We start from the raw sequence: 12,611 nt of genomic DNA, 5'->3' as shown, positions 1-12,611 counted from the left end.
GTGGCCGTTCGTGCTGGCGGCGGCGGGGTCGGTTTACTACGTGCGGAGCGGCGTCCGCGTGGGCAGCAGCCGCTCGTACTCCTTGTTGACGACGGCGTAGCACTCGCAGGTGCGCGCTTCCAGCCGCGCCCGGTCGAGCACGGTGATGTGGCCGCGGTGGTAGGTGATGAGGCCGGCGCGTTGCAGGTTACCGGCGGCTTCGGTAACGCCTTCGCGGCGTACGCCGAGCATGTTGGCGATCAGCTCTTGCGTCATCGTCAGCTCATTCGTCGGCAGCCGGTCAAGGCTCAGGAGGAGCCAGCGGCAGAGTTGCTGATCGAGCGTGTGGTGGCGGTTGCAGACGGCGGTTTGCGCCATTTGCGTGATCAGCGCCTGGGTGTAGCGCAGCAGCAGATGGTGCAGCGCGCCGCTACGGCGCCCGCCGGAGCGGTTGAATTCCTGCATCAGCAGTTGCCCCGGCAGGCGGTAGGCATGCCCGGCGCTTTGCACGACCGCGCGATTGGGCATGGCGTCGCCGCCCATGAAAATGGCGACGCCGACGATGCCTTCGTTGCCGACGACGGCGATTTCGGCCGAGGCGCCGTCTTCCAGAACGTAGAGCAGGGAAACGATGGCGGTGGTCGGGAAGTAGACATGCCGCATTTTGACGCCCGATTCGTAGAGCACGTGGCCAAGCGGCATCGGCACGAGTTCGAGATGCGCGGTCAGGCGGACGCCTTCTTCCGGCGGCAGGGCACGGATGAGATGGTTCTGCTGCGGGGAATGCGGGCAGAGCATGCGCGTGTCTCCGGTGAGCGTGCCTGGCGTTCCTGAACGGCGCTCGGTCGCCGCTGCCGCGCCGCGTTCGCTCCCATTGTGGCCGCTCGCTGGCGCGCTCGCTATCCCTGATTCCGGGGAGTCGGGCGCGCTTTTTTGCCTGCTTTGCCGCTCCTCGCGTCGAGCGTACGTCAGCGAACAGACCTTCCGCCGCTTCGCCGCCACGCTCTGCCTGACCGTGCCAGCCGGCGCGTTTCAGTGAGGAGGATTTTGCATGATGACTCATCCGATCAAGCTCATCGTCATTGCTTTTTGCGTCGTGCAGGGGGCGGGCGCGATGGCGCAAACCTTGTCGCGTGACGAGTATCGGGCTGGCCGCGACGCGCTCGCTGCCGACTACAAGGCGGCGAAGGCGCACTGCGCATCGCTCTCCGGCAACGCCAACGATATCTGTCGGGCCGAGGCCGCCGGCAAGGCAAAAATCGCGCGGGCCGAACTCGATCTGCGCGACAACCCGTCACGTCAGGCGCGCTACACGCTCGGCGTCGCCCGCGCCGAAGCCGCCTACGGCGTGGCGCAGCAGCGCTGCGACGACCGTGCCGGCAACGCCCGCGATGTGTGCGTGAAGGAAGCCAAGGCCGCGCGTATCACCGCCCGCGCGGAAGCCCGCGCGCAACTGACGACGGGCGACGCCAACGATCTTGCCGACGAAAAAGCGGCGACCGCGCATCAGGAGGCCAGCAGCACGGCCAATCAGGCGCGCCGCGAGGCCAACATCGACAAGCGTGAAGCGCAGTACAGCGTCGCCCGCGAAAAGTGCGATGTCTACGCCGGCGAAGCAAAGCAGCACTGTCTGGAGCGTGCCAAGGCCGCGCTCGGTCAGCCGTAGCCGATCGGTCGCGCGGCATCCGTCGCCGGCCAACCTGTTGTCGCATCGAGGAGTCACTTCCATGAAGACATTGAGTGTTACGACCCGCATCCTGACGAGCCTGCTCGTGGTCAGCAGCCTTGCCGCGTGTTCCGGCATGACGCGGCAAGAGAAAGACACCGCTATCGGTGCCGGCGCCGGTGCCGTCGGCGGTGCCATCCTCACCGGCGGTGGCGCGCTGGGCACGGTCGGCGGCGCGGCCGTCGGCGGCGTCATCGGCCACGAGGTCGGCAAGTAAGGTCGCACGAGCCGCTCCGCGGAGCCGCCCCCGGCCTTGCGGCCGGGGGCTTACTTGCGTCGTGTCACGCCGACGACGAGCGAGGCGAGAAAGAGCACGACGAAGACGATGAAGAGAACGCGCGCGATCTCGACGGCGCCAGCGGCGATGCCGGTAAAGCCAAAAAGCGCGGCAATCAGCGCGATGACAAAAAACGTGATGGCGTAGTTGAGCATTCGGTTTTCCTCCATTTCCTGAGAGTGCAGCAGACTGAGGTGCTGCGGGTGGTGTGCTTTTGGCATGCTGGCGCCGGCGCTGCCACATGTCTGTGCGCCAGCGCACTTCGCCGGGCCCGTGTGCTGTGTTCGCTGCCGTACAGACCCATCGCCCCGGCGGGCGCGACGATGCTCCTCCGAGGCGTGGCTGTGCAGCACGCCGCCGACGCCCCGCCTGGCGCATCGGCCCCATTACGAGGAGTACGCACGATGACTACCGCGCTTAGCGAAACGAAGGCCGGCCACCGCCCGGTCGATAGCAAGAAGGCCAAGCTTCTGGGCGATCTACAAGGCGTCGTCGCCGACGCGGACGCCTTGCTCCGCGAAGTGGCGAATGCCGGTGCTGACGAATTTGGCGCGCTCGGCGCCAGCATCGAGCAGCGTCTGGACGACGCCCGCCTGCGTCTGGACGAAGCGCGCCACGCGGTGGTGCACAAGACCCGTCACGCGGCCGCTGCCACACAGGAGTTTGTCGTCGACAACCCGTGGACGGTACTGGGCGTCGCGGCGGCGGCGGGTGTCGTCATCGGCGCCCTGCTTAGCCGCCGCTGAAGGCGCCATTTCGCATTTCCCCGATCGCATAAGGAGTTGGCCATGAACTGGGACATCGTTGCAGGCAACTGGAAGCAATTTCGCGGCAAGGTCCGCGCCCGCTGGGGAAAACTGACGGACGATCATCTCGATGTGATCGCCGGCAAGCGCACCGAACTTTCCGGCAAATTGCAGGAGAGCTACGGCATCACCCGCGAAGAGGCCGAGGAGCAGATCAAGGGCTTCGAGGCGCGCAACAAGGATCTCTTCCCGCCGCACACGCCCTGACGTCCTGAAAGGCTGCCGCACACGCCGTTCGGCGCGGTGCGGTGGCGTCGGCGGTTTTCGGCACCGGTACCAGCGGTGTCGGCCCTCCCCGTGTTTCCCGCCATCGTCGGGGCGACCGCCGGCGTGTGTCCGCGTCGGCGCAAGGGGGTGACGCTCTGCGCCTTGCCGCCGGGCGTCGCGGGGCCATGCCCGGTCGCTCGGCAAACCTTCCTGAAAGGCGGCCGAAGTGGATACCGGAACGAGTCTCGGCGAGCATCTGCGGCGGTTGAAGCTACAGCTGCTCCGGCGCAATCTGCCGCGCATCTCCGTCGTCGAAGAAGCCCCGCTGCGCGCGGAGCTGTTCAGCGCCGACCAGATGGAGCAGCACGGCCGGGCGCTGGCGGCGACGCATGCGCTGGCGGCTGGCGCCGCGCCCGACCAGTTGCTCGCGCGGCTGGCGGCGAACGAGAGCGCCCTGCTCGGCGTCAGCCGCCTGCTGACCGCCGGGGTCAGCGAAAACCGTCTCATCACGCCAGCTGGCGAGTGGCTGCTCGACAACTTTTACCTGATCGAAGAGCAGATCCGCACGGCCAAACGGCACCTGCCCAAAACCTACAGCTTGCAATTGCCCAGGCTCGCCGGGACGCGGCGAGACGATGGCAGCGTTTCGGCGGAGACGGGGCGGCCGCGTGTTTACGATCTGGCGCTGGAAACCGTCGCGCATGGCGACGGGCGCGTCGATAGCGAAACGCTGATTCGTTTCGTCGCCGCCTATCAGAGTGTGACGGCGCTCAAGCTCGGCGAACTGTGGGCCATTCCGATCATGCTGCGGCTGGCGCTGATTGAAAACCTGCGCCGCGTCAGCGTGCGCCTGTCGGCGGGCTGGCTGGAGCGCAACCTCGCCGACGGCTGGGCGGATCGCATGACGGATGCCGCCGAGAACGACCCGAAAAGCCTGATTCTCGTCATCGCCGAAATGGCGCATTCGGCGCCGCCGATGAGCAGCGCGTTTGTGGCCGAGCTGGCGCGCCGCCTGAAAGGACGCGGGCCGGCGCTCGCCCTGCCTCTCACCTGGATCGAGCAGCGCCTGTGCGAAACGGGGCTTGGCATCGAGCCGATGGTGCAGACCGAAAACCAGCAACAAGCGGCCGATCAGGTGTCGATCAGCAACAGCATCGGCAGCTTGCGCGTGCTGGCCGATATGGATTGGCGGGATTTCGTCGAGACCTTGAGCGTCGTTGAACGCACCTTGCGCGGCGACCCGGCGGGCGTCTACGCGCATATGGATTTTGCGACGCGCGACCAGTACCGGCATGCCACCGAGCGCATCGCGCGCAAAAGCCGGCTTGACGAAAGCGAGGTGGCACAGGCCGTCGTCGCGCTGGCCCGCGCCGCAGAATCCCGCTCGGCCGCGTCGCCGGCGGCGCACGTTGGCTATTACCTGCTCGACGCCGGCCTACCGGCGCTGGAGCGCGTTGCCGGAGTGCATTTTTCGGCGCGTGAGCAGTTGTGCCGTCTGGCGCGTCGTCACGCGCTGACGAGCTATCTGGGCGCCATCGCGGCGTTGACGGCGGGCGGTAGTGCTTTGCTCATCGCCCAATGGCGCGGGCTTTCCGCCCCGGCGCTGTTGCCTCCGCTGCTGATGGACTGGTTGTGGCCGCTGCTCGCCGTGCTCTGTGTGCTGGCGGCCAGCCAGTGGGCGGTGGCGCTGGTCAACTGGCTGGCGACCTTGCTGGTCGAGGCGCGTGCGCTGCCGAAACTCGATTTTTCGAGCGGCATTCCCGATGCCGCGCGGACGCTGGTCGTCGTGCCGACGCTGCTGTCTGGCGCCGCCGCCATCGAGGAGCTGGTCGAGGCGCTCGAAGTGCGCTACCTCGCCAACCGCGACGAGCGGTTGCATTTCGCTCTGCTCACCGATTTTTGCGATGCGTCGCAGGAAACCCTGCCCGACGACGCGGCACTCGTCTCGCTGGCGCGGCGGCGTATCGAAGAGTTGAACGAGAAATACGGCGGTGCCGGCCCGGCCGGGCGCCACGACCTGTTTTTTCTGTTTCACCGCCCGCGCCAATGGAATCCGCACGAGCGTCTGTGGATGGGCTACGAGCGCAAGCGCGGCAAGATCGCCGATCTCAATGCCTTGCTGCGGGCGGTGCCTCCCGCCACGGTGCTGGATGCGCGCCGCGCCGCGCCGGCCTCGCGTTTTGCGCAGGTGGTGGGCGACACGCGGCGGCTGTCGCAGATTCGCTACGTCATCACGCTCGATACCGACACGCAACTGCCGCGCGATGCCGCCCGCCAGTTCGTCGGCGCCATGGCGCATCCGCTCAATCGTCCGCGCCTCGATCCGGCGCGGCGGCGCGTCGTCGCCGGCTACGGCATCCTGCAACCGCGCGTCGCCGTCAGTCTGCCGGGAACGAACCGCTCGCGTTATGCCCGTCTGTATGGCGGCGAGCCGGGCATCGATCCGTATACCCGCGCCGTTTCCGACGTCTATCAGGATGTCTTTGGCGAGGGTTCCTTCATCGGCAAGGGCATCTACGACGTCGATGCCTTCGAGACGGTGCTGGGCGGTCGTCTGCCGGAAAACCGCGTGCTCAGTCACGATCTGCTCGAAGGCTGCTACGCGCGCGCCGGCCTGCTCAGCGATGTAGAGCTGTACGAGGACTTCCCGGCACGCTACGCCACGGATGTGCGCCGCCGTCATCGCTGGATACGCGGCGACTGGCAACTGACCGGCTGGCTGTGGCCGCGCGTACCGGTGCGTGGCACACCGCCTGTGCCGCAGGTAACTCACTCGCCCGGTGTTCCCTCGGCTCCGCGCGCCCTGCCTACCGCCGCGGAAGCGGTGGCGAACAGTGCCGACGATCCGGAGCCGCCGCCCCAGAGCGGCGCCGAGGAGGCGGGCCGTAATCCGCTCTCCGTCCTGTCGCGCTGGAAGCTGTTCGACAACCTGCGGCGCAGCCTCGTGTCGCTGTCGCTGACGCTGCTGCTGGTGCTGGGTTGGGGCTTGCTACCGGCGCCGCTGCTGTGGGCCGTCTCGCTGCTCGCCGTCGTGCTCCTGCCGGCCGTGCTGGCGGTGTGCGTCGAAGTCCTGCAGAAGCCGCACGAAGTTCTGCTGCGCCAGCATCTGGCTGGCGTTTCGCGGGCGGCGTCGCGGCGCCTTCTGCAACTGGGCTTCGAGATCGCCTGCTGGCCGTTCGAGGCGTATTTCAGCGTTGACGCCATCCTGCGTTCGCTGTGGCGGACGCAGGTGTCGCACCGCCGCGTACTGGAATGGACGCCTTCCGGCACGCCGGAAGCGGGCGGGCCGCGCACGCGGGCAGGCGAACTGCGCCGCACTTATTGCGCCATGGCGGTGTCGCCGCTGCTCGCGTTCGCTACGGCGGCGGCGTTATTGCGCTGGGCACCTTTCGCCCTGTTTGTCGCGGCGCCGGTTTTGCTGGCCTGGCTCACCGCTCCGCTCCTCGCGAGCTGGATCAGTCGTCCGCTCGGGCGGCGCGAAACGCCGCTCAATCCAGCGCAGACGCTGTTTTTGCGCGCGCTGGCGCGGCGTACCTGGGCGTTTTTCGAAAATTTCGTCGGCGAGGACGATCACTGGCTGCCGCCCGATAACTTTCAGGAGTATCGCGTCGCCTCGATTGCCCACCGCACCTCGCCGACCAACATCGGTCTGGCGCTGCTCGCCAATCTCGCCGCCTACGATTTTGGCTACCTCGCTGCCGGCCCGTTGCTTCAGCGCACTGGCAACACCCTGCAAACGCTCGACGCGCTGGAGCGCTATCGCGGGCATTTCTTCAACTGGTACAACACGCAGACGCTGCAAGCCCTGCAACCGCGCTATATCTCGACGGTCGATAGCGGTAACTTGGCCGGCCACCTCCTGACCCTGCGCGCGGGGCTGCTGGCCTTGGCGGATGACCCCATCGTCTCGCCGGCGCTCCTGGCGGGCCTGCTCGATACGAGCGAAATCCTCGCTGATTCCTTGTCTGGCGTCGGTGGGCGAGCCGCCGCCTGTCTGCATGCCGTGCGCCAGTCCTTGCTTGGCGCTATCGCGGCGGCGCTCATCCGGCCACAGTCCTTGCCCCGGCTGCGCCACGAATTGCAGACGCTCGCCGCGCATGCCGACGAACTGCTTGTCCTTGCACTCGCGCGGCAGGCCGGCGGTGGCGCCACGCTGGCCGGCGACGAGACGGTCGCCTGGGCGCAGGCGCTGTTGCGGCAACTGAGCGAAGCCCTGGCGGAACTCGACTGGCTCGCCCCCTGGCTCGCGCTGCCGCCCGAACCGGAGGGGCTGGACGCGGTATTGGTCGATATCGTTAGCGGCGCCGACGCTGGTACGGGCGAGACGGCGAGCGCCATCGGCAGCGCTCCCCACCCGGCCGGGCACTCGCCAGCGTCCGCCGGCAACCTGCTCGATACGGCGCCGAGCCTGCGCACACTGGCGACGCTCGATGCCCGTCTGGGGCCGCGCATGGCCCAACATCTCGCCGCGTCGACGCTGACATCGGCGCAGCGTGTCTGGCTCGCCGATCTGGAAGGGCTCCTCGTCTTGGCGAGCGCCCGCGCGCGCGAACGCATGGGCCGCCTCGATGCGCTGGTGCGACACGCCGGCGAACTGGCAAGCATCGACTACGACTTTCTCTACGACACGACGCGGCACCTGCTCAGCATCGGCTACAACGTCGACGAGCATCGGGCGGACAAAAGCTATTACGACCTTCTGGCCTCCGAGGCGCGTCTGTGCAGCTTCGTCGCCATCGCGCAGGGCACGCTGCCGCAGGAGAACTGGTTTGCGCTGGGGCGTCTTCTGGCCGGCACTTCCGGTGAGCCGGTGCTGCTTTCGTGGAGCGGCTCGATGTTTGAATACCTGATGCCGCTGCTGGTCATGCCGACGTACGACAACACCTTGCTCGACCAGACCTGCAAGGCCGCCGTGGCGCGGCAGATCGACTACGGCGTACGGCGCGGCGTGCCCTGGGGCATGTCGGAGTCGGGCTACAACACCGTCGACATGCACCTCAACTACCAGTACCGCGCCTTCGGCGTGCCGGGGCTGGGTTTGAAGCGCGGGCTGGCAGAAGACCTCGTCATCGCGCCCTACGCCTCGGCGCTGGCCTTGATGGTGGCGCCGGAGGCGGCGTGCCTGAATTTGCAGCGGCTCTCCAGTGAAGGATTTCTTGGCCGCTTCGGCTTTTTCGAAGCCATCGATTACACACCGGCGCGGCAGCGGCGCGGCCAGTCGCGGGTGGTCGTCCGCTCGTTCATGGCGCACCATCAGGGCATGAGTCTGCTGGCGCTCGCCTATCAGGTGCTGCAACGGCCAATGCAGCGACGCTTCGAGTCCGACCGGCGCTTTCAGGCCGTCATGTTGCTCTTGCAGGAACGCATTCCGAAAGCCACCGCGCTGTTTTCGCCGATCCTGCATCTGTCGGAAGCGCGCTCGATGCCGGTATCGGCGCAGCCCGCCTTGCGCGTGTTCACCTCGCCCGAGACGCCGGCGCCGGAAGTGCAGTTGCTGTCGAATGGCCGCTATCACGTCATGATCAGTCAGGCCGGCGGCGGCTACAGCCGGTGGCGCGATCTCGCGGTCAGCCGCTGGCGCGAGGATGGTACACGCGATCATTGGGGCAGCTTTTGCTACCTGCGCGAGATAAGCGGCGACACTCTCGGCGCGCTCTGGTCGACTACGCACCAACCGGTGCTCCAGCCGTGCGCCAGCGCGACGGCGGTGTTTTCGGAAGGGCGGGCGGAGTTTCGCCGCCACGACGCCGTCGCCTTGGGTAGTGGCGATTTCGAGACGCATACCGATATCGTCGTCTCGCCGGAGGACGATATCGAGTTGCGACGCGTGCGCGTCACCAACCGCTCGCGCAAGCACCGCGAAATCGAGGTGACGAGCTACAGCGAGGTGGTACTGGCCTCGCCGGCCTCGGATTTTCTGCATCCGGCGTTCAGCAATCTCTTTGTGCAGACCGAGATTGTCCCCGAGCATCGCGCCATCGTCTGCACCCGGCGGCCGCGTGCGCGCGAAGAACAGCCGCCGTGGATGCTGCATCTGGTGGCCGTGCACGGCGCCGATTGCGACGAGGCGTCCTACGAAACCGACCGCGCCCGCTTTATCGGTCGTGGGCGCAGCGCCGAGCGTCCGCTGGCGATGGACAGCGCGGCGCCGCTCTCGGGCAGCGCCGGTTCGGTGCTCGACCCGGTGGTCGCCATCCGGCATCGCCTCCGCCTCGATCCCGAGCAGACGGCGACCATCGATCTCGTCTTCGGTGTCGCCGAGTCGCGCGCGCAGGCCTTGTGCCTGATCGAGAAATATCAGGATCGGCACCTCGCCGACCGCGTCTTCGATCTCACGTGGACGCACAGTCAGGCGGTCCTCTGGCAGCTCAACGCCAGCGAGGCGGACGCCGTGCTCTATACGCGCCTCGCCAGCGCGATCGTCTACGCCGGTCCCGCGCTACGGGCCGACGCCGCCGTCCTGATCAAGAATCGCCGCGGGCAATCGGGGTTGTGGAGCTACGCCATTTCCGGCGATCTGCCCATCGTGCTGTTGCAGATCGGCGATGCGGCCAATATCGAGCTGGTCCGCCAGCTGGTGCAGGCGCACGCCTACTGGCGCCTGAAAGGGCTGGTCGTCGATCTGGTGATCTGGAACGAGGATCACGCCGGCTATCGGCAGCGCCTGCAAGATCAGATCATGGGCATGATCGCATCAGGCATGGAGGCGAGTGTCATCGACCGTCCCGGCGGCATTTTTGCGCGCTCTGCCGAGCACATTTCCAGCGAAGACCGACTGCTGTTGCACTCGGTGGCGCGCGCCGTCATCTGCGACCACCGGGGCACGCTGGCCGAGCAGCTCGACCATCGCACAAGCACCTTGCCGCTGCCACCGCGTTTTGTGGCGACGCGCGCGCTCACCGTGAGCGGGGCGGGCGAGTATGCGCCGCCGCCAGTGACCGGGGAGGCTGCCGCGCTCATTCTCTGCAACGGTCTGGGGGGCTTTTCGCCCGATGGCCGCGAATACCGCATCGCCTTGCCGCCAGGGCAGACGACGCCCATGCCTTGGGCGAACGTCATCGCCAACCCGGATTTCGGCACGGTGATCTCGGAGAGCGGCAGTGCCTATACCTTTGGCGAAAATGCGCACGAGTACCGTCTGACGCCCTGGGACAACGATCCGGTCGGCGATAGCAGCGGCGAGGCGCTGTATTTGCGCGACGAGGAAAGCGGCCAGTTCTGGTCGCCAACGCCGCTGCCGGCGGCGGGGCCGGCCGCCTATCGCGTGCGCCACGGCTTTGGCTACAGCGTCTTTGCTACCTGCGTCGACGGCATCGACTCGGAACTGTTGGTCTTCGTGGCAATCGATGCCGGCGTCAAGTTTTCGGCGCTGCGCGTACGCAACGTGTCGGGGCGGCCGCGCCGCCTGTCGGCAACGGGCTACGTCGAATGGGTACTCGGCGACGTGCGCGGCAAGTCGGCCATGCACATCAGCACGTTTCTCGACACCGATACCGGCGCCGTGCTGGCGGGCAATCCCTTCAATCCGGAATTCGCCGGGCTGGTGGCGTTTTTCGATGTCGACGCGCCGGTGCGCACGGTGTCGGGTGACCGGCGCGAATTCATCGGTCGCAATGGTTCCTTGCGCGATCCGGCGGCGCTGCATCGTTCGCGTCTGTCTGGGCGTGTGGGTGCCGGCCTCGATCCGTGCGCCGCCTTGCAGCTTGTTTTCGAGCTGCCGGCGGGGCAGGAGCGCACATTCATCTTTCGCCTCGGGGTCGCCAGCAGCGCCGACGAAGCTCGTGTCCTCGTGCGCCGTTTTCGCGGCGCGGCGGCCGCCGATGCGGCGCGCGAGGCGGTTGCCCGCTTCTGGCGGCAGACGCTTGGCGTCATGCGCATCGAGACGCCGGAGCCATCGGTCGACGTGCTGGCCAATGGCTGGCTGCTCTACCAGACGCTCGCCTGCCGTGTCTGGGCGCGTTCCGGCTATTACCAGTCGGGCGGGGCGTTTGGCTTTCGCGACCAGTTGCAGGACGTGATGGCGCTGATCGATGCCGATCCGCCTCGCGTGCGCCAGCATCTTCTGCTCTGCGCCAGCCGCCAGTTCCAGGAAGGTGACGTGCAGCACTGGTGGCATCCGCCGGCCGGGCGCGGCGTGCGCACGCATTGCTCCGATGATTTTCTCTGGCTGCCGCTGGCGGTCTGCCGCTACGTCGAAGGCTCGGGCGATGGCGCCATCCTCGATGAGGCGGTCGGCTTTCTCGAGGGGCGGTCGGTCAATCCGGACGATGATTCCTACTACGATCTGCCGGGGCGCTCGGCGGAGGTCGCCAGTCTCTACGAGCATTGCCTGCGCGCCATCCGCCACGGTGTGCGACTGGGTGCGCATGGCCTGCCGCTGATGGGGTCGGGCGACTGGAACGACGGCATGAATCGTGTCGGCATACACGGCAAGGGCGAGAGCGTCTGGCTCGGCTTCTTCCTCTGCTACGTGCTGGCCGGTTTCGCGCAACTCGCCGACAGGCGCGGCGATACCCGCGTCGCCGACGAATGCCGCAGCGATGGCGCACGTTTGCGCGACAGTCTCGAACAGAATGCCTGGGACGGCCAGTGGTACCGCCGCGCCTACTTCGACGACGGCACACCGCTTGGTTCGGCGACGAACGTCGAATGCCGCATCGATTCGATCGCGCAAAGCTGGTCGGTGCTCTCGGCGCTCTCGCCGTTCAATCCGGCGGCGACAGGCGCGCCGGGAGCCTGGGCGGAGGGGGCCGCCGCTGCGCCCGGCGTCTCGGCACTGTCCCGCCGCCGTGCACGGCAGGCGATGCAGGCGGTCGATGAGCATCTCGTGCGGCGTCACGATGGCCTGATCCTGCTGCTCGATCCGCCCTTCGACAGTTCGGCGCTCGACCCCGGCTACATTCGTGGCTACGTGCCGGGCGTGCGCGAAAATGGCGGCCAGTACACGCACGGCGCGATCTGGGCGGCAATGGCGTTCGCCGCGCTGGGCGACGGCGAACGCGCCTGGGAATTGCTGCACTTCATCAACCCGGTCAACCACGCGCTGACGCCGGGCGCGGTGGCGCGTTACAAGGCCGAGCCGTACGTCGTCGCCGCCGATGTCTACGCTGCCGAGCCGCATGTCGGACGCGCCGGCTGGAGCTGGTACACCGGGTCGGCGGGCTGGCTGTATCGGCTGATCACCGAGTCGCTGCTCGGCGTGCGGCGACTCGGCGATGTTCTGCACATCGCCCCGTGCCTGCCCGCCGACTGGCCCTCGTTCAGCGTCTCTTACCGCTTTGGTACGGCGACGTACTGGGTGCAGGTGACGCAGCAGAGCGAGGCCGCACCCGCGCTCGACGGGGCCGCCGCTGCGCCGGTCGCGCGGCCAGTCTCGCGGCCGGTCGCGGATGCGTCGGTTGAGGATACGCAGGTCGAAGAGGATCGCCGCGAAGAAGCACGGCAGGAAGAAACGCAGCACGCAGAGGCGTGGGTCGAGGAAATTCGCCTCGATGGGGCCGTGCTGGCGACGCGGAACGTAGCGCTGTGCGACGACGGGCGGGAGCATTGCGTCGAGGTTCGGGTGCGCCGGGGTGTCGTTACGCTGCAACGCTGAGGCCGATTCTGCGTGCCGGCG

General features: G+C 67.6%; 7 protein-coding genes. 5 read left to right on the top strand and 2 right to left on the bottom strand.

Translation table 11 applies throughout. The annotated features are described in order from the left end of the window. Positions 1 to 36: 36 nt before the first annotated feature. The gene (locus tag GHK24_RS01450) at positions 37 to 777 is read right to left on the bottom strand and encodes a Crp/Fnr family transcriptional regulator (RefSeq protein ID WP_153467843.1); all 741 of its coding nucleotides are present in this window, start codon (positions 775 to 777) and stop codon (positions 37 to 39) included. Positions 778 to 1,030: 253 nt separating this feature from the next. On the opposite strand from GHK24_RS01450, the gene GHK24_RS01445 reads away from it, so the two are divergent. Both GHK24_RS01445 and GHK24_RS01440 read left to right on the top strand, forming a co-directional pair. Beyond that, a complete protein-coding gene (locus GHK24_RS01445; protein WP_153467840.1) occupies positions 1,031 to 1,645 on the top strand; it encodes a hypothetical protein in 615 nt (204 codons plus the stop codon). A gap of 61 nt (positions 1,646 to 1,706) precedes the next feature. Next, the gene (locus GHK24_RS01440) at positions 1,707 to 1,922 is read left to right on the top strand and encodes a glycine zipper 2TM domain-containing protein (protein ID WP_153467837.1); all 216 of its coding nucleotides are present in this window, start codon (positions 1,707 to 1,709) and stop codon (positions 1,920 to 1,922) included. 50 nt (positions 1,923 to 1,972) lie between these two features. On the opposite strand, the gene GHK24_RS01435 is transcribed toward GHK24_RS01440, so the two are convergent. Next, a complete protein-coding gene (locus tag GHK24_RS01435; protein ID WP_340642640.1) occupies positions 1,973 to 2,203 on the bottom strand; it encodes a DUF1328 domain-containing protein in 231 nt (76 codons plus the stop codon). Positions 2,204 to 2,386: 183 nt separating this feature from the next. On the opposite strand from GHK24_RS01435, the gene GHK24_RS01430 reads away from it, so the two are divergent. The 3 genes from GHK24_RS01430 to GHK24_RS01420 all read left to right on the top strand — a co-directional run bounded on the left by GHK24_RS01430 (position 2,387) and on the right by GHK24_RS01420 (position 12,590). Beyond that, positions 2,387 to 2,728 carry an ElaB/YgaM/YqjD family protein gene (locus GHK24_RS01430; protein ID WP_167680661.1) on the top strand — a complete coding sequence of 114 codons (342 nt, stop codon included), beginning with the start codon at positions 2,387 to 2,389 and terminating at the stop codon, positions 2,726 to 2,728. 42 nt (positions 2,729 to 2,770) lie between these two features. Next, a complete protein-coding gene (locus GHK24_RS01425; protein ID WP_153467831.1) occupies positions 2,771 to 2,995 on the top strand; it encodes a CsbD family protein in 225 nt (74 codons plus the stop codon). A gap of 226 nt (positions 2,996 to 3,221) precedes the next feature. After that, the gene (locus GHK24_RS01420; RefSeq protein ID WP_340666071.1) at positions 3,222 to 12,590 is read left to right on the top strand and encodes a glycoside hydrolase family 94 protein; all 9,369 of its coding nucleotides are present in this window, start codon (positions 3,222 to 3,224) and stop codon (positions 12,588 to 12,590) included. Positions 12,591 to 12,611: the final 21 nt, after the last annotated feature.

The organism is Rhodocyclus gracilis, from assembly GCF_009617575.1.
GTDB classification, from domain to species: domain Bacteria; phylum Pseudomonadota; class Gammaproteobacteria; order Burkholderiales; family Rhodocyclaceae; genus Rhodocyclus; species Rhodocyclus gracilis.
Note: the sequence above shows the minus strand (reverse complement) of the source record. Positions and strands in the feature narration are given on the sequence as shown.